This is a genomic window from Paenibacillus cineris (genome assembly GCF_018333335.1).
In the GTDB taxonomy this organism is placed as follows: domain Bacteria; phylum Bacillota; class Bacilli; order Paenibacillales; family Paenibacillaceae; genus Paenibacillus_AQ; species Paenibacillus_AQ favisporus.
On sequence record NZ_BORU01000001.1, the window covers coordinates 3,953,470 to 3,975,704 of the forward strand.

Below are 22,235 nucleotides of genomic sequence, written 5' to 3' on the forward strand. Positions count from 1 at the left end.
CTGATGGATAAACTACTAGATGTTTTCTTACTTATGTCTATGCTTGGCCCCTAAATTTATGACCACAGTAATCTATCATTTTTTGAGAATGCCGATTAAGAGACAGGACACGCCGAAAAAGATCCACGCCATCTTTCCCCAGGAGAGCTTATCAGCCACGCCGATGAGCCCGATGGAAGTCGTCAGGATGAGCACCGTCGGCCCGACGAATGCCAGCAGGGAATTGACCGCCAGCGCCTTATCTACCTGAGCGAGCTTTAGCATCAGCAGCGCGGCGGCGATTTCCAGACTTCCGGAGATAAAACGCAGCGTAGCCATGCTGAGCACGAACTTGTCCACTAAAATGACCCCCTTTTGCGAGATTGTACTTCTAACCTCATAGATATGCGGGACTCTCTCTTTTTAGTTGTGTTTTACAAGAAAGATACGGAAAATAACTTGGCAAAACGGAGCTGCTTCACTGATTATCAAAAGAGTCATGACAAAGCCTCTATTTAATAACTCCTATATTCGGAACAAAATGCTCCGGGCTTGCATATATTGTTTGGTGAAATACCTATCCACTTGTCAGTTGCCTGGGTTGGATCCGTCTGCAGACAAACTGCCTGCATCCGGCCAACCAAGAGAGGACCGTTCAACCATCGGCATCTTCAGGGCTAAGCAGCTGAAAGAGGTGTCGTATTATTTACAGATGCATAAGGAGGATTTATCCATGCGGGTGGATGTCATTGCCAATGTGGACGAAGTAAGATCGGAGGAGTTTGTGCACAAGAGCGCCGTTGTGATTGACGTGCTGCGGGCAACCAGTACGATGATTACGGCTCTGGCCCAAGGCGCTACCGGGCTGATGCCCGTGGAGACGGTTCCTCAAGCCCAGCAGATGCGGGGAGACCAAACGTTTGTCGGTGGAGAACGGTATTATAAAAAAATCCCCGGGTTTCAGGCCGGGAATTCGCCGCATGATTATATGACCCCTGAGGTTGCCGGAAAGCTGGTGGTGCTGACCACATCGAACGGGACCCGAGGGCTGCTCAAATCCCATAAGGCCGCCAGAATATTTGCCGCTTCATTTATGAATGGGACGGCCTGTGCGTCGGCTCTGTTATCGTTCGGGAAAGATGCCATCCTGCTGTGCTCGGGATGCCGCAACGATTTTTCGCTGGAGGATGGCCTGTGCGCGGGAATGATCATCGATGCGATGGAGTCCATTTCGGAAGCGCCGCTTCAGCTGAATGATCTGGGCCTGGCGATGAAGCATGCTTACCGGCAGTGCAAGGGATCCCTGTTTGAAACCGTAATGGAAGGATGCGCGGCGAAGCAGCTGGTCAAGCTGGGATTTACGCATGACGTCGAATACTGCACAGGGATCGACACGGTCCCTGTCGTGCCGTATGCGAAGTCGGAAATGATCCTGACGCCGTTGTTCGCAATTGCTGCGAATCGCGGATAATCCGAGCCGCGCTGAAATAAACAAAGCCGCCCCCTGCTGTGGGGACGGCTTTTTGTATGAGTATTTGCATTCTGACCTAGCGGCGGTCCTGTGGGCCTCCCACAAACACCTGCGCATCGGTATCGAGGTTGTAGGCGGTATGCAGCGCTCTGACGACCTGCTCCAGATTGCCGCCTTCGATGACGCAGGACGTTTTAATCTCGGACGTGCTGACCATTTTAATGCTGACGCCCTGCTTGGAAATGACATCGAACATTTCGGCGGCAACGCCGGGATGGCTGATCATGCCCGCACCTACGATCGATACTTTGACCAGATTGTCTTCCGAGGTAACTTCACGGTACGGAAGGGTGGATCTCAAATCCTTGATGACTTGAAGTGCCTGGCCGCTCTCCGACAAAGAGGTGGTAAAGGAAAAGTCCGCCTTGCCGTCCTGAACGCCGCTCTGCACGATGATGTCCACGTTGATGCCGGCGCCGGCGAGCGCTCCGAACACCGTGGCAAGAACACCGGGAACGTCTTCCACTCCCAAAATACTGATTCTGGCCACATTTTTATCATAAGCGATGCCGCTTACCACTACTCCCTGCTCCATGCTGGTTTCCTCCTTCACAACCGTGCCTTCATTATAGTTAAAGCTGGATCTGACGACGAGCTTCACCTGGTGATGCTTCGCGTACTCCACCGCGCGCGGATGAAGAACAGCCGCCCCCAGGTTGGCCAGCTCCAGCATTTCGTCATACGAAATTTCCTCAAGCTTGCGAGCGCATTTCACGATTCGCGGATCGGTCGAATAAATGCCGTCCACGTCGGTATAAATCTCGCACACGTCGGCGTTAATCGCCGCAGCCAGCGCAACGGCTGTCGTATCGGATCCCCCGCGGCCGAGCGTCGTGATTTCTCCTTCTTCGGTCATGCCCTGGAATCCGGCCACGATCACGATGTTTCCTTCCTGCAGGGCTCCGATCACCCGGTCCGGAATGATATCCATAATTCTCGCTTTGCCGTGCACCGGCTCTGTCCGGAATCCCGCCTGCCAGCCTGTCAGCGAAACGGCGCTGCGGCCAAGCTGATGAATGGCCATCGACAGAAGCGACATGGAAATCTGCTCCCCGGTGGTCATCAGCATATCCATCTCGCGTGCAGGCGGATTTGGATTGAGCAGCATCGCCTGATCGATCAAATCATCCGTCGTATCCCCCATCGCGGAAACGACTACTACACACTGGTGTCCTTCGTCCTGTTTCTCGACGATACGCCGGGCCACGCGCTGCATGCGCTCAATATCTCCGACGGAACTGCCTCCGAATTTCATGACGTACAGTGACAACTTCGATTCACTCCCCACTCATTGTACAACTGGGCATTATGCAATCATTTCCCACGCCGGTAAAACCGCCCGATCCTATTTCTATATGCGATCAGCACCCTTTTCGCCAATAGACTGGCCATGGTGAAAAAAGCAGGATCTCATGTTGCAAAATGCTGACAACTGTCTAATTTTACGCTTTAAACTAGTATAATACGAAAGTACGCCCGATTGTTAATGTTTTTTCATGGGATTATACAAAAAATCCTCCTTTCGGAAGGAAAGGAGGATCGGCTTAGCCCTGTCGGGTGTTAAGCAATTCTATCGCCGGCTTTACGCGCGGGAGATATATTTGCCTTCGCGGGTATCGATCAGAAGCACATCGCCTTCATTGATGAACAAAGGCACCTGAACGTTCAGGCCTGTTTCCAGCTTCGCGTTCTTCGTCGCCCCTGTAGCCGTATTTCCTTTAATGCCCGGCTCGGTTTCAACAACCTTCAGCTCGACGCTGGTCGGCAGGTTGATTCCGAGAATTTCGCCCTGGTAGCTGACGATGTTCACGTTCATATTCTCTTTGAGGAAGTTCAGTTCCCACTCCAGCTGCTTGCTGTCCAGCGTGAACTGGTCGTAGGTTTCGTTGTCCATGAACGTATGCTCTTGACCGCTTGCATACAGATAAGAAACGCCGCGGTTTTCGATAATGGCACGGCCGATCGTTTCACCTGCGCGGAATGTGCGCTCAACGGTGTTGCCGTTACGGAGGTTTTTCAGCTTCGAACGTACGAAGGCTGCCCCTTTACCCGGTTTAACGTGCTGAAAATCGAGAACGGTAAAGATGTCGCCATCGACTTCCACCGTCAGACCTGTTTTAAAATCGTTAACTGAAATCACTGAAATGCCCTCCTAAAGGTTTAAGTATATATTGCATTTATCACGCCGGTAATACGGTGAAATCTTTAGACGAATGCGTCAAGATCACAATTCCCGTCTCCGTGATCACAATATCGTCTTCAATGCGCACGCCGCCGAGACCCGGCAGGTAAATTCCCGGTTCCACGGTCACGACCATACCCGGCTTAAGTACATCGTCGCTCAGCTTGGACAGGCGAGGCATTTCATGAACCTCCATGCCGAGGCCGTGCCCCGTGCTGTGGCCGAAATTGTCGCCGTAGCCGTACTTCGTGATGATATCGCGTGCAAGCGCGTCCGCTTCGCGGCCGGTCATCCCCGGCTTGATGTTCTGAAGTGTGTGGAGCTGGGCTTCCAGCACAATGTCATAAATTTCTTTAAGCTTCGGATCCGGATCCCCGATCGCAATCGTCCGCGTCAAATCGGAGCAGTATCCGTCAAGCAATGCGCCGAAATCGAACGTGATGAGCTCGTTTCCGGCAATCACCCGTTCGCTGGCAACGCCGTGCGGCATGGCGGAACGTTCTCCGGATGCGACGATCGTATCGAAGGAGGATGAAGTGGCACCGTGGCGGCGCATGTAAAACTCCATCTCCAGGTCGACTTCCCGCTCCGTCATTCCCGTCTTGATAAACCCGAGAATATGCTTGAACGTATCGTCGGCCAAGTCCGCCGCTCTCTGCATCACCTTCAGCTCTTCTTCATCCTTGAAGATACGAAGCTTCTCCACAAGGCCGGAAACCGGCACGAGCTGGATTGGCTTAAGCTGCTCCGCGTAAGCGGTGTATCCGGCAAAAGATACGTCATCCTGCTCGAAGCCAAGCTTGCCGATGTTTGCGGAAATCAGCAGCTCCTTTACCATTTCCGTTACCTTCGGCCCGTGCTCGACGATCGTAAATCCCTTCGCTTGCTGCGGTGCCTGGGTCATGTAACGAAAGTCGGTCAGCAGGTACGCATCATGTAAAGTGATGAGGACGTATCCCGATGAACCGGTAAATCCCGTCAAATAACGGCGGTTAATGGAACTGGTTACAAACATGGCTTCCACATTGGATTGCTGCATCGCTTCACGCAGCTTGTTCACTCGATTGATGCTCATCGTTACACTCCTCTCTCATGTACAGCTTTCCCCGGGGAAAGAGGCAGCGACTACTGTCCCTGACTTTCCAAGTGGCGCAGCAGTGCCAACATGCCGAGTTCATAGCTGACAGCGCCGAATCCGGCAATTTGACCTACGGCCACGGGAGCAATCACGGAAGTATGGCGGAACGTCTCCCTTGCGTGAATGTTCGACAAATGGACTTCCACCGTCGGAATTTTAACGGAACTGATGGCGTCCCGGACGGCATAGCTGTAATGAGTCAGCGCGCCCGGATTCAGAACGATGCCGTCGGCATGACCCATCGCGGCGTGGATCCTGTCAATGATATCTCCCTCATGGTTGGACTGATAAAATGTGACGGACACGCCCAGGGCCTCCGCTTTCTCAAGCAGGCCTTCTTCAATCGACGCAAGACTTTGAGAGCCGTACACGCCAGGCTCCCGGAGTCCGAGCAGATTCAGGTTCGGTCCGTTGATCACCCAAATGGTTCTCAAAATGGTATTCCCACCCTTTGTCGTCAAATAACCATCTGCTATTTTAACATAGGGGATGTCTTCTTGAGAAGTTTTTTTGCTCTAGTGCGCCTTCGCCCTGCCGGGTTCCCGTTTGCGCTCATCCGTAAATTCGAAAGCCGCCGTGTATCCGATGAACAGTCCCCACAGCAGGTACAAGCAAAATTCGGTGATGATCGTGTTCCATGTCAGATGGTTGAGACGATTCATCATACCGAGTGCGGGACCCGCCACAAACAGAACGGCCCACCAGCAGATACCGTATACGATACCCGGCCACGGACCGGCCAGCTTCCGGAACAGCAGCGTATAGATGACGGCCGCGACCATGGAAAACGCAATGAAAAAGAGCCAGCCAAGCAGATCTCCTGACCCGCTTTTCAAAAAAGAATGCTTGAAGAAAGGCTCGGCCAAAAAGGCCGGAATGACGATCGTGAACCGCAGCCAATGGAAAACCCAGTGGACCGCCCCCCAGAGCAACCCGGCAAAAAAGCCGAGCTCCAGCGAGAAGCTGAGCGGATTGGTATGGCCAGTATTCGTATGCTGCCGGATGGCAGCTCCCTGTGAACTCACTTTGAATATCACCCTTTTTGTTTTTCTTAGTATGTTCATTTGGGGCCGGGGCTAATCCAACTAGAAATCGTACGGGAAATTCGTTACAATAAAGGCATCACAACTAAACATTCGGGGAAGGTGAATTGTTTGTCGGAGCAATCCAAAACGGTCAGCTACGGTGGCCAAGCCGTCATTGAAGGCGTTATGTTTGGCGGTAAGCACGTCAATGTCACCGCTGTGCGGCGGAAGAATCAGGAGATTACATTTTTGGAGGTGCCGCGCGAGGATAAGCCTTGGGTCGGCAAATTGCGCAAAATCCCTTTCCTTCGCGGTATTGTCAGTATTATAGATGCAAGCGCCAAAGGTACGAAGCACCTGAATTACTCGGCGGAATCCTACGCGGATGACGAAGTGGAGCCGGAGGAGCGCGCCAAGCAAAAGCAGAAAGAAGAATCCGGCTGGAGCTTAGGGATGATTATCGGCGTTGCAGCGGTCGGCGTGCTTTCGTTTCTCGTGGGCAAGCTGGTGCTGACGCTGGTGCCTGTATTTTTAGAGGATTTTATTTTCGGCAAGATGTTTGACAACTATATCCTGCATAACCTTATAGAAGGCGGCATTAAACTGCTGCTGCTGCTCGTTTACCTGTGGGGCATTTCCCAGACCCCGGTGATCAAGCGGTTGTTCCAGTACCATGGAGCGGAGCATAAGGTGATCAGCACTTATGAAGCGGGTGAAGAACTGACGGTAGCCAACGTGCAAAAGCACAGCCGTCTGCATTACCGCTGCGGCAGCAGCTTCATGATGCTGACGATCGTCCTGGGCGTACTGATTTATTCGCTCGTTCCGTGGGATAATATGACGCAGCGGGTTCTGCAGCGGATCATTCTGCTCCCGGTCGTCATCGCCATGTCGTTTGAGTTTCTGAAACTGACCAACGCGCTTCGCGACGTACCGGTGCTGCGGTATCTCGGTTACCCAGGCCTTTGGCTTCAGCTGTTGACGACGAAGGAACCGAAGGATGACCAGGTTGAGGTGTCCATCGCCTCCTTCAACCGCATGCTTGAGCTTGACGCCCAGATGGAGAAAGCTCCCGGGACGGAACAACCTGTGAGAAACGGAGTCTTGGATCCCCTGAAAGGATGAGATGACATGAAAAGGCAGGCTGTAATTTTCTGGATTGCCATTGTACTGGCAGCCATCGGACTGCTCGGCAACATTTTGTTTGGCGGTGCAGGATCGCTTATGAATTTGCTTGTGCCCTTGATCGTGTTCGGTGTGGTTTTCCTGCTGTACAAATTCCCGCCTGCCCGTTACAACAAGCGGCCCAAGGTTAAGCCGTCCCAGCGGACGATGGAGAAATACAATGCGTCCAAACGCGGTCAATCTTCGGCCAAGCGCAAAAATTACCCTTTCCAGGTGATTGAAGGCTCAAAGGGTAAGAATGACGATCAACAACCGAAATACCACTAAGCGCAGTTTGAACATATCAAAAACAAGGCATTCGCCCCTCCTTCTAAAAGGAGGACCAGCGAATGCCTTTTATTTTTTCTGCGATGTCACGGCTTCCAGCCCGCAAAAAACTTTTTCCCGGCCTGCATGCCGGACTCATACAGCTGCTGGCTTTCTTCCGGTGTAATATGAAACTGCGTCGTTCCGACGCCGAGAGTCGGAATTTTGATCGTCCGGAAACGGTTTTCCTGCTCGATGTACCGCTCATCATGAGCGGACAGCATCGTTTCAAACATCGCCTGCAGCATGCTGAGAGGCCCGCGGATCAGATGCGGCTTGTTCGTCGTCCTGCCGACCATTTGGAATCCGATCGTCGGAACCGGCTTCTGACCGGCCCCTTCCGTAGCGTCGTCAAAGAGCCACAGCGGGAAGTTGCTGAGCAGCCCCCCGTCTACTATATAGACAAACTGGTCAACGAACGATTTTCCCCTGGCCGCTTCGCCTGTCATTCTCAGCATGACCGGATCAAAAAAGTAAGGAATGCTCGTACTCATCCGGATGGCCTTGGAAACCGCAAACCTGGACGGGTTGGCGCCCAGCTTGCCCAGGTCTTCGGGAAGCACCAGAATGCGCCCGTTCGTAATATCCGAGGCGATGATCATCAGCTTGCCTTGGGGGATATCCGCAAACGTCTTGACCCCTTTGGCCGCCAAAATATGGTGGATCCAGACTTCGAGCGCTTCTCCGGAATACAGCCCTTTCTTCAGAAACAAACGCGCGGCGGGTCCGATCACTTTGGTATTGAATATGGGCGCGCGGTGAAGAAAGGACTCAAAAGGGGTCGTCTTCACGATCTCGCTCATCTCGTCGGCCGAAAACCCTGCCGCCAGCAGCGCCGCCACAATGGAACCCGACGACGTACCCGCCACCCGGTTAAACACAACGCCGGCTTGCTCCGCAGCCTTGACGGCCCCCGCCAGCGATATTCCTTTCACTCCGCCGCCCTCGAACACCGCGTTGACGATCATCATAAAACCCCCGTGTCTCATTATCCCACAGTAAGATATGAGCACGGGGGGTCATTCATGACAATGTTCTATGAATTTATCATTGCTGGTAATAGGCGGTTAGTGCCAGGACGATGCCAAGCGGATTTTTGATCAAATCCTTGGCGCTGTAAAAAATGCTGCCTTTGACTGCGTCGTATTTGGTGTTGTATTGAAGCTGGTTGATGATCTCCTGCGCCGACTGCCATCCAGCCTCGGAGGTTCCCAGCTTGTACGGGGCATGGCCGATATAGAGATCCACGCCGGTGCCCTGCACTTCTTGCGCCCACCAGTCGACGAGCTTGTCGTACTGGGCGTTCTTAAAGGACATGCTCCAATAAATTTGCGGTGCCACGTAATCGATCCAGTGCTGCTTCACCCAGGTTCTCACATCCGCGGACATGGAGTCGTATGCCGTAACGCCCGCTTTGGTATCAGAACCCGTCGGATCGGTAGACTGGTTGCGCCATACGCCGAACGGGCTGATGCCAAACTGTACGGCCGGCTTGGACGCGTGAATCGACTGGCCCAGCTGCTGCACGAACTGGTTAATGTTATCGCGGCGCCAATCCGCTTTGCTCAAGCCCTGCGTATTGTATGCCTTGAAAGCATCATCATCGTTAAACGTTCCGCTCGACGGATAGAAATAATCGTCCAGATGGACGCCGTCGATATCGTACTTGCTTACCACTTCCATCACGACGTCGATAATATGCTGTCTCGCATCCGGAATACCCGGGTTGATGATCAGCTGGTTATTGACGGATACGACCCAGTCGGGATGCTGAACCGCCACGTGATTGGCCGCCAGCTTGCTTGTGGTCGTATCCAGATTGGCCCGGAACGGATTGAACCAGGCATGGAACTGCATCCCCCGCTTGTGGGTTTCCTCAATCATATACTGGAGCGGATCATATCCCGGATCCTTGCCTTGGGTGCCGGTAAGCACCTTCGACCACGGAACCAGATCCGACGGATACAGCGCATCGCCGGCCGTCCGAACCTGAACGAACACCGCGTTCAGCCCCATGGCCTGCAGCTTGTCGAGCAGAGCGGAATATTCCTGCTTCTGCTGCTCGATTTTGCCGTAAGAGGACGTCGTCGGCCAATCCAGGTTGTACACGGTCGAGATCCAGGCTCCCCTGAGCTGGCTGGAGCTGCTTCCCCCGCCCTCAGCAGGCGGCTCGGTAGGTATGTAAGCACTTGATGTTAAGGTAATCGTTCTTGCCACCTGGTCCCAGTCTACCTGCAGACCGAGCTGTTCGCCGACAAAACGGAGAGGGACCAGCACGCGGCCGCCCCGAAGCTGCACGGAGGCATCAAGGGCGACAGAGGCTCCATCCACCAAAGCCGTCTTTTTGCCGCTGGTCAACGTAATCGTATGACCTCCGCCCGAAATATCAGCGGTTTTCGCACTTTGTTTCCATGCGACGGCCGCCCCCAGCCCTTCGCTGATCACGCGGATCGGAACCATCGTCACATTCACTTTTGGCATGATGTACGGGGGGATATCGCTGACCAGCTGCTTCCCGTCCAGGACCATCGTGATGTTGTTTGCAGCCTTCGCCTGCTGCCCCGTAAACGGAATCAGCAGCACCAACAGCAGCGATGCCACGATCCACCTATGAAACTTCCGAAACGCCATTCTACTAATCCTCCACTATTGATAGATTTGCGGGTAAAAAAATCGGTCATTCGCGCTCTATCTAGAGATCACTAGCCGGCATCAGACAACCTTGAAATCATGATCTGCTGAATAAAGCGCAAACGACCGATCGGGCAGAAAAGCTGTAACCTTTGCTGCGTGTGCAATCCGGGTTTTGCCAGTCTTGGCTCTTAAAATTACCGGATTACGTGCTGGGAATGAAAGAGGCACCTGTCGTTTGAGGGTGCGGACAGATGCCTTGTTTACGAATCGCTGACCAATTCATTATGAATGTTCCGCAGCTCCTCCAGACGCTGTCCATCCCGGCGGAAATACTCCACCAGCGTCTCGATACGCGTTATGGAATCCCAGCTTAAGTGATGCTCGATGCCTTCGACATCTCCATAAATATTTTCCTGCTGAACCCCGATCATCGTCAGGAATTCCTCCAGAAGCTGATGCCGGTCAACCAGGCGTTTGCCCATTTTCTTACCTTTGCTAGTCAGAACAAGGCCGCGGTATTTTTCATAAATCAAATATTCGTCCTTGTCCAATTTCTGGATCATTTTGGTAACGGATGAGGGATGAACCTCCAAGCCTTCGGCAATGTCCGAAACACGCGCGTATCCCTTCTCGTCAATCAATTTATAGATACGCTCCAAATAATCCTCCATGCTGGGCGTTGGCATTATATTCCCTCTTTTCTGTAATAAACGTCAATCATCTGGCCCGATTACCTGCTCTTGTAATGATACATGTTCTCAAGAGGACTTGGCAAGTCCTGCCGCCTGCCGCGCTTCCCATCCTGATCAGTAATTGCCACGGTTTGCCCCTGCTACCTGCACACATACTAAACCGAAGCACTCATATTTCCGCGAAAGGAGCCGTTCTATGGGTACTGGCGTTAAAGAAAAGCCCAGGCGGACGCTGCGGCCGACCAAGCCGTTTGTCCCCGATCTTGTTTATTTTGAACCGGATGCGCTGAACTATCCCAAAGGCCAGCACATCATGGAATGGGTCAAGTCCAAAGACATCCCTTACCGTATGACCAGCTCTCATAACCGGATCACCAATTTACCAGGCGAAACCGATCAGGAAAAATACAGGAACGCCAAACGAACGCTCGTCGTCGGTGTGCGGAAAACGCTGAAGTTCGACCAGTCCAAGCCTTCGGCCGAATACGCCATCCCGATCTCAACCGGGTGCATGGGTCACTGCCATTACTGCTATCTGCAGACGACGCTCGGGGCCAAGCCCTATGTCCGTGTCTATGTCAACACACCCGATATCATTGGCGCCGCCAAGCAATATATCGAGGAACGCGCGCCGGAGATCACCCGATTTGAAGCCGCTTGTACTTCTGACCCGGTGGGACTGGAGCATATAACGGGCTCCCTCGCGGAGCTGATTACCTTCATGGCTGGCGAAGAATTCGGCAGACTCCGGTTCGTGACCAAGTATCATCATGTCGATCCGCTGCTCCCGCTGAAGCATAACGGCCATACCCGCATCCGGTACAGCATCAATTCGGACTACGTCATCCGCAACTTCGAGCCGTCCACGTCGCACTTTGAGGAACGGATCGAGGCCGCGGGAAAGGTCGCCAGGGCCGGCTATCCGCTCGGTTTCATCATCGCCCCGATCATTTGGTATGACGGCTGGCAGGACGGCTATGCCGAGCTTCTGAAGCGTCTGGCGGATACGCTCCCGGCCGAGGCAACGAAGGATTTGACGTTCGAAATGATTCAGCACCGCTTCACAAAAACCGCCAAAAACATCATTGAACAGCGCTATCCCAAAACCAAGCTGGAGATGGATATCGCGAGGCGCAAGCAAAAATGGGGACGCTGGGGCCAATTCAAATACGTGTACCCGGATGAACAGCAAAACGCCCTGCGCGAGTTTATCACAGAGCGGATTTTTGAGCACTTTCCGGAAGCTACCATCGACTACTTCACCTAGAACTTAAGCCATTCAGGCGTGATGGCCTGCAGCCAAATCGTAATTTTGGTCATTTGGTTCGTGAACAGCAGTACGCCCATAAACAGCATGAGCGCCCCGCCGATCTTCATCATCATCCCCGAGTACTTCACAATCCACTTGGTGGATCCGATGAAGAAGGCAAGCACAAAAAATGGAATGGCAAATCCGACGGTATAGGCCGTAATCAGCGGAAACCAAGCACCGGGTTCGGTCGTTGCCAAAGCGATGATCGCCGCCAGAATCGGACCGACGCAAGGAGACCATCCGGCGGAAAAGCCGATCCCGAATATAAAAGAACCTATGTAACCTGCGGGCTTGAACTTCAGATCCATCTTAAATTCGCGCATCAAAAAGCGCGGCTGAAAGATGCCGATCAGAAACAGCCCCATCAAAATGATTAACAGCGCCGACAGCTGGCGGATCAGATCCCGGTTGTTGTTAAAGAAGCTGCCAAACAAACCGGCTCCGACCCCGAGCGTATAGAATACGGCGGAAAAACCTAAAATAAAGGCCAGCGTATGACTCATCGTCCGGTAACGGACTTCTTTTTTATTCTGCTCCGTCTTCAGCGTCTGTACCGACATCCCGGTAATGTAGGAAATGTAGGACGGATACAGCGGCAGGCAGCACGGAGAAATAAAGGAAGCCAGTCCGGCGAAGAAGGCAAGCCATATATTCAAGTTTGACAAGGACAAGTACCTCCTACGTTGATAATCCCTTCTTGCCCGCCATCGTCAAGATCAGCAGCGCAATCAGCAGCAGCACGATGGTTGCTCCCGGAGCCAGGTTCCAAACGCCGGCAATCACAAGTCCCCCCACAACCGCAATCTCCGAAATGACCACCGACAGGATGACGGAAGATTTGAAGCTTCTGGCGATCAGGAGGCTGATAGCGACAGGAATGGTCAGCAGTGCCGATACGAGCAAAGCGCCGACGATTTTGATGGCCGTGCTGATGACGAGGGCCGTCAGGACGGTGATCAGCATGTTCATCATGCGCACAGGCAGACCGCTTACGCTTGCGGCGTCTTCTTCAAAGCTCAGCAGGAAAAACTCTTTGAAAAAGAGCGTAATAACGACCACGACAACCAGCGTCACAGCCCCTACCACGTACAGATCCTGGGTATCCAGCGTATAAATGCTGCCGAACAAATAGCTCATCACATCTGTATTGTAACCCATCCCGAGTGTGAAAAACAAAGAAGCCAGCGCAACGCCGCCGGACATAATGATCGCTATCGACAGCTCGGCATAGCTTTTATAAGCTTTTCTGAGCTTTTCTATCGCAAAGGAAGCCAGAACCGCAAATACAAGACCTGCCCCCAGGGGATACAGATTAATCAGAAAACCTAACGCCACCCCGGCGATCGTGACATGCGCAAGCGTGTCCCCGATCATGGACAGGCGCCGCAGCACGAGGAAAATGCCGATCAGCGGTGCGGTGATCCCAATCAGCAGACCGCCAGCCAGCGCCCTTTGAAAAAAATCACTGAGGATAATTTCTATAGCCAACAATAACGACTCCTTCGGATGCTTTTAATATTTTGTAAACGATCGTGGTTTTATGACAATGAGTGCTGCAGGTCCTGAACCTCGCAGTCCTGAATCTCATGGGAATGTCTGACGAAAAATTCGATCTTGCCGTTCTTCTGCTTCGGCTTCTCGCCCAAATATCCCTCGATCATGTCCATATCGTGCGACACCATCAGCAGCGTCATATGATGATGCCGGTGCATGTGGGTAATCAGCTCGAAAAATCCGGCCTGCGTCTCTGCGTCAATGCCCACCGTAGGCTCGTCCAGGATGAGCAGATCCGGGTTGTTGATCAGCGCCCGTGCCAGGAAGGCGCGCTGCTGCTGACCGCCGGACAGCTCACCGATCCGTTTGCCGGCGATGTCTTGAATCCGCATCACCTCAAGCGCATCGTCACACTGCTGCTGCATGTGTCTGTTTACCCGGCGGAACAGGTTTTTGTTATTGTACAGCCCGGAAAGGACCACCTCGCGAACAGTAGCCGGGAACAACGGGTTAAACGAATTTTTCTGCGGGACATAGCCTACCCGCTCCCAGTCTTTGAACCTGCGGATCGGCTGGCCGAACAGCCGGATGCTGCCCTGGCCGCTGGGCAAAAGGCCGACGATCATCCGAAGCAGCGTCGTCTTGCCCGCCCCGTTGGAGCCGATAATGCCGACAAAATCGCGTTCTTTTACGGTAAAGTTCAGATCGTTGATGACCTTTTGGTCTCTGTATGAAAAGGAGATGTTCTCCATCTCGATAATCGGTTGATGACAATCGTCAATCATCGGCGTAAACATGCGAAATCCGCCTTTCTGTTAGCTGCTTCATTTTATTGTAATGCGAGAATGAGATTATGCAAATTTTTGTCCATCAAGGTAAAATAGTCGTCGCCCTTCTCCTGCTCCTCCTGTGTCAGTCCCTCGAGGGGATTCAGGACGGACACGGTCGCTCCGGTCTCGGAAGCCAGCGTTTTGGCCAGCCGGTCGGAGACCAGCTCTTCGAAAAAGATATATTTGATTCCTTCCGACTTCACCAGGTTCGACAGCTCCACCAAATCGCGTGCCCGGGGCTCGGCATCCGGCGACAAGCCCATGATGGGATGCTGCTCCAAGCCGTAATCGCGGCACAAGTAGCCGAAGGCCTGATGGGATACGACGATTTTGTGATGCGGAACCTGCGCCAGCTCCGTCTCGAACTTGCGGTCAAGCTCCTGCAGCTTCCGGCTGAGCCCGGCGTACCGCGCTTCGTAAGCCTCCGCATGCTGCGGATCGGCCTCCACATAGCTGTTCTTGATGTTCTCGGCCATAATGATGGCCGATTTCGGGCTGACCCACGTGTGGGGGTCGATGTGATGCTTGTGCCCGGTCCCCATGCCCTCTCCTTCGAGATCATGCCCGCCGTCCTCTTCGCCTTCGATCAGCTGGATGCCCTGGCTGACCTCAACGGCTTTCACCTTGGAGTCCCGGTTCAGCCCTTTCAGAAAATTCGGTACCCAGCCTTCGAGTCCTGCCCCGTTATATAAAAACAATTGCGACTTGGACGTGTTCACAATATCCTGGCTCCGCGGCGTCCAATCATGCGGTTCGACGCCTGCCGGCAGTAGATTGATGACGTTGGCGTCCTCGCCGCCGATTTCCTTGGCAAACTCATAAATCGGATAGAACGTCGTCATGACATTCACTTTATCCGGATCCAGCTGTGCGTTCCCTGAGTTATCGCAGCCGGCAAAAACCAGCATGGCCATCAGAAGAAACGAAGGCGCCAGAATCCGCTTGATCACATTTCTCATATTCACAGATGTACGCTCCCACTAATCGTAACTTTTACTAATAAGATTATGAATGGGCTTATTTTATTTGTCAACCTTAGGTGAAAAATTACCAGAGGAAAGCGAACGATACCTGCCGTGGAGTTCTTTGGAGCTTGGCGTGTCTCCCAAAAGATCGATATACCTGGACGCCAAAAAGACGGAAGCCCGTTTCTTACGGGATTCCGTCTTCCTATCGACCATACTTACTTATAGGTGCACTATACTATACTTCGTGCTCCTACTTCACGACCGCTCCGTTCGGCATGCTGTCCGGCACCGTCGCCAGTGTCAGCTGATCGCCTTGGGATGCCGCCAGAATCATGCCTTGTGAGAGCTCGCCGCGCAGCTTCACCGGCTTCAGGTTGGTGACGCAGATGACCTTGCGTCCGACCAGCTCTTCCGGCGTATAGAACTTCGCGATGCCCGACACGACCTGCCGCTGCTCGAAGCCTAGATCCAGCTGCAGCTTGAGCAGCTTGTCGGCTTTCTTGACAGGCTCGCAGGCGATAACCTGAGCTACGCGCAGTTCGACCTTGGCAAAATCTTCAATGCCGATTTCTTCCTTCAGCTCAGGCGCTTCCTGCGGCGCAGCCGCTTCGGCAGAGTTGCCGGCTTCCGCTTCCTTCGCGGGAGCTTCGGATCCGGTCATTGCCTGCTTGATGTACGCCACCTCTTCTTCCGCATCCAGGCGCGGGAAGATCGGGTTGCCCTTCACCAGCTGCGTTCCTTCCGGAATCAAGCCGAACGTCTTGCCACTGTCCCATTCGGTCAGCTCGCCTTGCTGAATGCCCAGCTGCTCCCAAATCTTCAGCGGAGCCTGGGTCAGGAACGGCTGCAGCAGGATCGAGCCGATCCGCAGGCTTTCGACCAGATGGGTCATGACAGACGCCAGCTCTTCGCGTTTGGACTCATCTTTTGCCAGCGCCCAAGGCTGCGTTTCGTCGATATATTTGTTGCTGCGGCTGATAAACTGGCCGATGGCCGTCAGCGCAACGGAGAACTCCATATTTTCCATCGCTTCTTCAACTTTTCCGTAAACATCCTTGGCCGCTTCCTCAAGCGACGCGTCAAACGGAGTCACGCCGGAGCGGTACGCAGGAACCCGGCCCTCGAAATATTTGTCCACCATCGCCACCGTCCGGTTCAGAAGGTTGCCGAGGTCATTGGCCAGATCGGAGTTGACGCGCTCCACGAAGCTCTCCGGCGTAAACGTGCCGTCGGCGCCGAACGGAACCTCGCGCAGCAGGTAATAGCGAAGGGCGTCCAGACCGTAACGGTCGATAAGCGTGACCGGATCGACGACGTTGCCCTTCGATTTGGACATCTTGCCATCTTTCATCAGCAGCCAGCCGTGTGCAAACACTTTCTTCGGCAGCGGCAGGTCCAGCGCCATCAGGATGATCGGCCAGTAAATCGTATGGAAGCGGACGATTTCCTTGCTCATGAGATGAACGTCAGCCGGCCAGTACTTGTCGAACAGGCTCGTATCTTCCGAGCCGTAACCCAGTGCGGTGATATAGTTCAGCAGCGCGTCGATCCAGACGTAAACGACGTGCTTCGGATCGCTCTTCACCTTGACGCCCCATTCGTAGGTCGTACGGGACACCGCCAGGTCTTCCAGTCCCGGCTTGATGAAGTTGTTGATCATTTCGTTCTTGCGGGACACCGGCTGAATAAAGTCCGGATGGTCCTCATAGTATTGGAGAAGCCGGTCCACATATTTGCTCATCCGGAAGAAATAGCTCTCTTCCTTCACGCGTTCCACCGGCCGGCCGCAGTCCGGACATTTGCCGTCTACGAGCTGCCGTTCCAGGAAAAACGACTCATCCGGCGTACAGTACCAGCCTTCATACTCGCCCTTGTAAATATCGCCCTGCGCCTGCAGGCGTTCGAACACTTCCTGAACGACCTTCGTATGGCGCGGTTCCGTCGTCCGGATAAAGTCATCGTTGGAGATGTCGAGCTTCTTCCACAGCTCCTTGATCCCCGCCACGATGTCGTCGACGAACTGCTGCGGCGTTTTGCCCGCTTCAGCAGCCTTGCGCTCAATCTTCTGACCATGCTCGTCGGTTCCTGTCAAATAGCGCACATCGTAGCCGCGCAGCTTCTTGTAACGAACCATCGCGTCGCCGGCCACGGTCGTGTATGCATGCCCGATATGCAGCTTGTCGCTGGGATAATAGATCGGCGTCGTCAAATAAAATGTTTTCTTGTCAGCCATCGTTCATCTTCCTTTCCAAAATCAGCGTTCCTGTATCTTCTGTGTGAACACAAAATAACCCCACGAAGTGGGGCTTTTGCTGTGATACCCTGTTCAGGTTCTATGCGGGGGCCCCGAGGATACAAAAAACTCCCGCCCCTAATGGGACGAGAGATTCCTCACGTGTTACCACCCAAATTCCCTGCGCCCTCGCAGGCGGCAGGCTCCATCAGTACCGGCATGTCTCAGCCGCGCACTGTCCATTATCGCTGGATCACGCCGCTCCCTTACGCATCCTCTGATTCAGGATGCTGCTCGAAAGCGGTTCCTCCCGGACCATCTTCGGAGACTTCGCTTATACCGGCTCTCAGCTGCCCCGGCTCTCTGCAATAAGCTACTGTTCTCGTACTCATCCGTTCCTCGGAAATGTCATATATTCCATAATATACTGAACCCGGATACCGCGTGTCAAGTCAGGTGTCCCTCGCCTTCGGAAGGATGAGAGGCGCCTGCGCCCCCCTTCTCCTTCCGCGGGGGAACCAGATCCACGCCCCCCGGATGAAACGGATGGCACTTGGCGATCCGTTTCATGGCGAGCCACGATCCTTTGGCGGCCCCGTGCACCTCGATCGCTTCCATTGCGTACGCCGAGCATGTCGGGTAGAAACGGCAGGTCGGCGGTTTTAACGGCGAAATGTATTTGCGGTAAATGACGATGGGGCCTTGGACGATTCTTCGGGATACGCCCATAGCATTAATGCTCCCCGGTGTGCCCGGACAGCGGATTGACACTCAGCCCCGCATCCGCAGGCTGCCGGCAGTCTTTACAATAACCGAATACTTCAAATTTATGCTTCACGACCTGAAATTCGTCGGGCGTATCCGCCATCGACACCGGGCAGAAGCTGATCGGATACGTCTTCTCGCATTGCAGGCAGATCATGTGATGATGGTGGTGGTCTTCGCTGCAGCTGGCTTTGAATTTGACCCCGTCCTCAAACACGATCTGTTCGAGAACGCCCAGCTCCTGCATGACCCGCAGATTGCGGTATACGGTATCGAAACTGAGTCCGCTGTATTTTTTGCCCATAAACTCATAGACATCCTTGGCTGACAAATAACCCGAATGTTCACCAAATAATTTGGCGAGCGTCTTGCGCTGGTCGGTTATGCGCAGTCCCTGCTCGGACATGGCGTCAATAATCTTCTCCGTCGAAAGCATACGCTCATCCTCCCATTCTATGCTTAAAGCCGTAAGCCACTCTTGTTTACAACATTTGTCTTCTATTAATAATGCCTCAAATCCGGGCCTCCGTCAATGAAGCAGGGGACCCCTGACGGAGCCCCCTGTGCGCTTAGATTTTATTTAAAGTAGGATGCCAGCTGGTCTAGCATCAGATTGGCCGCAAGGACCCCGCCTGCGGTGTTCCAGATGGCGTCGTCCACGCGGTGCGCGTTGCCCTTCTTGACCACCTCAAGGTTTTTCCAAAGTTTGTCTTCTGTCCATTCCTTCTCCATCTTGCTGCCTTCGCCGTCGCCGGTTTCATAGGTAAAGTAGAACAGAATGTCGCCGTTCATGTCCGGAATGCGCTCTTTGCCGACATCGTCGGAGAACCCGGGATTATCCTGCACCGCCGGACGGGCGAGGCCCACTTCCTTCAAAATGATGCCGGAGAACGTGTCGTTATAGTAAATCCGTGCCTTGCCCGGCATAAACCGGACCATCGACACTTTCGTGCTCAATTTGTCGCCGATCTGCGCTTTCACGTCAGCCACATGCTTATCATAGTCGGCCAGTACCTGGTCGCCCTTCTCTTTCTCATCGACCGCGTCGGCCCACAACTTGAAGTTCTCCTTCCACTCACCGCGGAGCGTTTCGGAAAATACGGTTGGAGCGATGGCGGACAGCTGCTCGTAAATTTTCTCCTGGCGCATTTTCGTGCCCAGGATGAGGTCCGGTTCGAGCGCAGCGATCGCTTCCACGTTCGGCTGGCCCTCGTCGCCTACATTTTCAACGCCCTGCATTTGATCCTTAATATGGGGATACCATGGATCGCCGGTCCAAGATTTGACGGCGCCCACCGGTTTGATGCCCATGGACAGCAGCGCCTCGGTTCCTTCATTGGTCAACACGACGATTTTCTTCGGATGTGCCGGTACTTTGACCTGCCCCATAACCGTCTCAATTGTGCGATCTGCATCGTTCGCAGCTCCCGCTTCCGTACTGCTCTCTCCTGTACTTCCGGAAGCGGTGCTGCCGCTGCCGCTGTCTTTGCCGCATGCGGACAGTACCAGCACAGCAGCCAACAGCATAAGTATAAGGCCGTTCCATTTTCTCATAAGTAAAAGCTCTCCCCTTCTAATCTCCTGATAATGATTCTCAGTATCGTCCTAATCCTAATTCATAGCGCCTGTAATGTCAATAAACTTCCTGTATGGAAGTGCAAAAACGGATATTGAAATTGAGAATCAGCCTCATTGACAAGCCTATGCGCTCCACTTAAACTTTAATATGTTACATAGAATGAACTAAAGAAATGAATGATATAGGCCGTATCAGGCCCTTATAACAGGAAGTTCAATGCACAACTTTAGTTCAATTCTATTTATTTACAGCCTGATTGAAAAGAGGGGTATGCCGTGCAGCCGGAATGGTTACATAGATCATCTGCCAAATGGACCGGTTTGATCGCAGGGCTCGTCCTCCTGCTCTTATGTGTTGCTGCGAGCATCCTCTTTGGCGTGCACAGCACCAATTGGAGGGAAGTTGTCGAAGCCTTTACTTCGTTTAATGGAAGCAATGAACACATTATCGTCCGGGACGTCCGCGTGCCGCGCGCGCTGATCGCCGCCTTTGTCGGCGGAAGCCTGGGAATTTGCGGCGTGCTGCTGCAATCCCTGACCAAAAATCCGCTTGCGGATGCAGGGATATTCGGCATTAATGCCGGCGCCTCCCTGCTTGTCGTAGCTTCATTCGTCCTGCTCGGCGTCAGCTCGCTCGCATCCTTCACCTGGATCGCTTTCCTCGGGGCAGCTGTCAGCTGCCTGTTCGTATTTATTCTCGGCTCCGCCGGGAGGCAAGGCTTAACGCCGCTGAAAATCACGCTTGCCGGGGCGGCCATTACCGCCTTCTGCAGCTCACTGACCAACGGCATGCTCATCATTAGCGGCCGGGCCATGGAAGAAGTGCTGTTCTGGATGTCCGGTTCCGTTGAAGGCCGGAGCCTGAGCATATTGCTGGGCCTTCTGCCTTACATGCTTGCCGCCTGGATTGTCGCCCTTCTTATCGCGTCGTCCGTCAACACGCTCATGCTCGGCGAGGACGTGGCACGCAGCCTAGGGCAGAAAACCGTACTCCTCAAGCTGACCATGGGCCTGCTTATCGTCGTGCTGGCAGGCAGCTCGGTCGCCGTCGCCGGACCGATCGGGTTTGTCGGGCTCGTTATCCCGCACATCGCCAGAGCTCTCGTCGGCCGGGATACCCGCTGGCTGGTCGCCTACAGCGCTCTGTTGGGCGGCATTCTGCTCCTTCTTGCGGATATTGCGTCCCGCTTTATCGCCATGCCCCGGGAGATCCCCATCGGCGTCATGACGGCGATCATCGGAGTGCCATTCTTCATCCACGCTGCGAGAAAGGGGTTGCTTCGCCAATGAGCCGTTCATCCAGACCGAAAGGCCCCATCAGCGTCCGCATGGGCGGGGATGCGATTTCCTTTCTCACATCGAAGCGCCAGATTGCCATTCTGTGCATTCTAGCCATTGTCCTTTTACTTGCGGTCATCATCAGCATCGGCTTCGGCACCAAATACGTGAATCCCTGGGAGGTGACCCAGGCGATCTTCGGCCAAGGGAACAAACTGGACGTTGTGGTCGTGCAGAAGCTCCGGCTTCCCAGGGTCATCGTCGGCGCATTGGTCGGGGCCTGCCTTGCCATGTCCGGGGCGATCACGCAGGGACTGATCCGGAATCCGCTGGCTTCTCCAGACGTCATGGGCGTGACGAGCGGCGCCTCTGTCGCGACGACGGCCATCATTACGCTGATTCCGTCGGCCAGCGTCTTCTGGCTGCCGCCGGCCGCCTTTGTCGGCGCCGCGCTCACCACGCTGCTGATTTATGTGCTCTCGTGGAAAAAGGGCGTCAACCCGCTCATGCTGGTCCTGATCGGCGTCGGCATCGGGGCGGTCGCTTCGGCCATCTCCACGATGCTGCTCGTCACAGGCCCGACGGACGTCGCCCAGAAAGCCTTCAACTGGCTGCTGGGCAGCGTATACGGCAGCTCCTGGAAGCATGTCAACATGATGCTGCCCTGGTTCATCGCGCTGGGCGCGCTCAGCCTGATCTTCGCCCGGCGCATCAACATGCTGCAGCTCGGCGACGACTTGGCCGCCGGGGCCGGCAGCCGGGTGGAGCGCGACCGGACGATCCTGCTCTTCATGGCCGTCGGGCTTGCCGGGGCCGGCATCTCCGTCGGCGGAGCGATCGGCTTTGTTGCCCTCCTCGCCCCCCACATCGCCCGGAAGCTGATCGGATCGTCTTACGGCTCCCTGCTTCCGGCCAGCGCTCTAAGCGGGGCCATCATCGTTGTCGTGGCGGATGTCCTCGCCCGCAACCTGTTCACCCCGCTGGATATTCCGGTCGGCGTGTTTACATCGGCTGTCGGTGCGCCGTTCTTCATATTCCTGTTATGGAAGAGCCGCAGCTCTTCCTAGTACGAATACGGCAGCGAATGCATTAAAAAAAGACAAAG

General features: G+C 54.1%; 23 protein-coding genes. 6 read left to right on the plus strand and 17 right to left on the minus strand.

Annotated features, from left to right (window positions below):
• Window positions 1–75: 75 nt before the first annotated feature.
• Entirely contained in the window at window positions 76–345 is a 270-nt protein-coding gene (locus tag KI379_RS18435) for a YqhV family protein (protein ID WP_373309594.1), read from the minus strand.
• Window positions 346–712: 367 nt separating this feature from the next.
• On the opposite strand from KI379_RS18435, the gene KI379_RS18440 reads away from it, so the two are divergent.
• Complete coding sequence (locus KI379_RS18440) at window positions 713–1,450, plus strand: 2-phosphosulfolactate phosphatase (RefSeq protein ID WP_076170006.1); 738 nt, start codon at window positions 713–715, stop codon at window positions 1,448–1,450.
• A gap of 76 nt (window positions 1,451–1,526) precedes the next feature.
• Here KI379_RS18440 and KI379_RS18445 read toward each other — a convergent pair whose 3' ends face one another.
• From KI379_RS18445 to KI379_RS18465, 5 genes are all read right to left on the minus strand, one after another.
• Window positions 1,527–2,780: an aspartate kinase gene (locus KI379_RS18445; RefSeq protein WP_089548099.1), complete on the minus strand. Its 1,254-nt coding sequence runs from the start codon at window positions 2,778–2,780 to the stop codon at window positions 1,527–1,529.
• A 312-nt stretch (window positions 2,781–3,092) separates the two neighbouring features.
• The gene (gene efp, locus KI379_RS18450; protein WP_076170004.1) at window positions 3,093–3,650 is read right to left on the minus strand and encodes an elongation factor P; all 558 of its coding nucleotides are present in this window, start codon (window positions 3,648–3,650) and stop codon (window positions 3,093–3,095) included.
• Window positions 3,651–3,690: 40 nt separating this feature from the next.
• Complete coding sequence (locus tag KI379_RS18455; protein ID WP_212984383.1) at window positions 3,691–4,767, minus strand: M24 family metallopeptidase; 1,077 nt, start codon at window positions 4,765–4,767, stop codon at window positions 3,691–3,693.
• Window positions 4,768–4,817: 50 nt separating this feature from the next.
• On the minus strand, window positions 4,818–5,264 hold the full coding sequence (gene aroQ, locus KI379_RS18460) for a type II 3-dehydroquinate dehydratase (RefSeq protein WP_212984384.1): 447 nt from the start codon (window positions 5,262–5,264) through the stop codon (window positions 4,818–4,820).
• Between the two features lie 81 nt (window positions 5,265–5,345).
• Window positions 5,346–5,855 (minus strand): YqhR family membrane protein, encoded by a 510-nt coding sequence (locus KI379_RS18465; protein ID WP_240913293.1) that lies wholly within the window; start codon window positions 5,853–5,855, stop codon window positions 5,346–5,348.
• A 129-nt stretch (window positions 5,856–5,984) separates the two neighbouring features.
• On the opposite strand from KI379_RS18465, the gene KI379_RS18470 reads away from it, so the two are divergent.
• Window positions 5,985–6,980: a DUF1385 domain-containing protein gene (locus tag KI379_RS18470; RefSeq protein ID WP_212984385.1), complete on the plus strand. Its 996-nt coding sequence runs from the start codon at window positions 5,985–5,987 to the stop codon at window positions 6,978–6,980.
• A 6-nt stretch (window positions 6,981–6,986) separates the two neighbouring features.
• Entirely contained in the window at window positions 6,987–7,307 is a 321-nt protein-coding gene (locus tag KI379_RS18475) for a hypothetical protein (protein WP_076170000.1), read from the plus strand.
• Between the two features lie 86 nt (window positions 7,308–7,393).
• On the opposite strand, the gene KI379_RS18480 is transcribed toward KI379_RS18475, so the two are convergent.
• The 3 genes from KI379_RS18480 to mntR form a co-directional block, all read right to left on the minus strand.
• The gene (locus KI379_RS18480) at window positions 7,394–8,314 is read right to left on the minus strand and encodes a patatin-like phospholipase family protein (RefSeq protein WP_076169999.1); all 921 of its coding nucleotides are present in this window, start codon (window positions 8,312–8,314) and stop codon (window positions 7,394–7,396) included.
• Window positions 8,315–8,393: 79 nt separating this feature from the next.
• On the minus strand, window positions 8,394–9,977 hold the full coding sequence (locus KI379_RS18485; protein WP_212984386.1) for a family 10 glycosylhydrolase: 1,584 nt from the start codon (window positions 9,975–9,977) through the stop codon (window positions 8,394–8,396).
• 263 nt (window positions 9,978–10,240) lie between these two features.
• Window positions 10,241–10,666 (minus strand): transcriptional regulator MntR, encoded by a 426-nt coding sequence (mntR, locus tag KI379_RS18490; protein WP_076169997.1) that lies wholly within the window; start codon window positions 10,664–10,666, stop codon window positions 10,241–10,243.
• Window positions 10,667–10,868: 202 nt separating this feature from the next.
• On the opposite strand from mntR, the gene splB reads away from it, so the two are divergent.
• Window positions 10,869–11,939, plus strand: a complete 1,071-nt coding sequence (gene splB, locus KI379_RS18495) for a spore photoproduct lyase (protein WP_212984387.1) — start codon at window positions 10,869–10,871, stop codon at window positions 11,937–11,939.
• Here splB and KI379_RS18500 read toward each other — a convergent pair.
• The 8 genes from KI379_RS18500 to KI379_RS18535 all read right to left on the minus strand — a co-directional run bounded on the left by KI379_RS18500 (window position 11,936) and on the right by KI379_RS18535 (window position 19,828).
• Complete coding sequence (locus KI379_RS18500) at window positions 11,936–12,649, minus strand: cytochrome c biogenesis CcdA family protein (protein ID WP_076169995.1); 714 nt, start codon at window positions 12,647–12,649, stop codon at window positions 11,936–11,938. The genes splB and KI379_RS18500 overlap by 4 nt on opposite strands.
• Before the next feature lie 13 nt (window positions 12,650–12,662).
• A complete protein-coding gene (locus KI379_RS18505; RefSeq protein ID WP_076170170.1) occupies window positions 12,663–13,466 on the minus strand; it encodes a metal ABC transporter permease in 804 nt (267 codons plus the stop codon).
• A 56-nt stretch (window positions 13,467–13,522) separates the two neighbouring features.
• A complete protein-coding gene (locus KI379_RS18510) occupies window positions 13,523–14,275 on the minus strand; it encodes a metal ABC transporter ATP-binding protein (RefSeq protein ID WP_244169253.1) in 753 nt (250 codons plus the stop codon).
• A gap of 32 nt (window positions 14,276–14,307) precedes the next feature.
• Window positions 14,308–15,267, minus strand: a complete 960-nt coding sequence (locus KI379_RS18515) for a metal ABC transporter substrate-binding protein (protein WP_212984787.1) — start codon at window positions 15,265–15,267, stop codon at window positions 14,308–14,310.
• Between the two features lie 259 nt (window positions 15,268–15,526).
• Entirely contained in the window at window positions 15,527–17,509 is a 1,983-nt protein-coding gene (metG, locus tag KI379_RS18520; protein WP_212984388.1) for a methionine--tRNA ligase, read from the minus strand.
• Window positions 17,510–17,956: 447 nt separating this feature from the next.
• Complete coding sequence (gene yidD / locus KI379_RS18525) at window positions 17,957–18,238, minus strand: membrane protein insertion efficiency factor YidD (RefSeq protein ID WP_212984389.1); 282 nt, start codon at window positions 18,236–18,238, stop codon at window positions 17,957–17,959.
• A gap of 4 nt (window positions 18,239–18,242) precedes the next feature.
• Window positions 18,243–18,710 carry a Fur family transcriptional regulator gene (locus KI379_RS18530; RefSeq protein ID WP_076169992.1) on the minus strand — a complete coding sequence of 156 codons (468 nt, stop codon included), beginning with the start codon at window positions 18,708–18,710 and terminating at the stop codon, window positions 18,243–18,245.
• Window positions 18,711–18,850: 140 nt separating this feature from the next.
• A complete protein-coding gene (locus KI379_RS18535) occupies window positions 18,851–19,828 on the minus strand; it encodes an ABC transporter substrate-binding protein (RefSeq protein ID WP_076169991.1) in 978 nt (325 codons plus the stop codon).
• 300 nt (window positions 19,829–20,128) lie between these two features.
• Between KI379_RS18535 and KI379_RS18540 the strand changes: the two genes are divergently transcribed.
• On the plus strand, window positions 20,129–21,142 hold the full coding sequence (locus KI379_RS18540) for a FecCD family ABC transporter permease (protein ID WP_076169990.1): 1,014 nt from the start codon (window positions 20,129–20,131) through the stop codon (window positions 21,140–21,142).
• Entirely contained in the window at window positions 21,139–22,197 is a 1,059-nt protein-coding gene (locus tag KI379_RS18545; protein WP_244879330.1) for a FecCD family ABC transporter permease, read from the plus strand. The genes KI379_RS18540 and KI379_RS18545 overlap by 4 nt, the downstream gene beginning before the upstream one ends.
• Window positions 22,198–22,235: the final 38 nt, after the last annotated feature.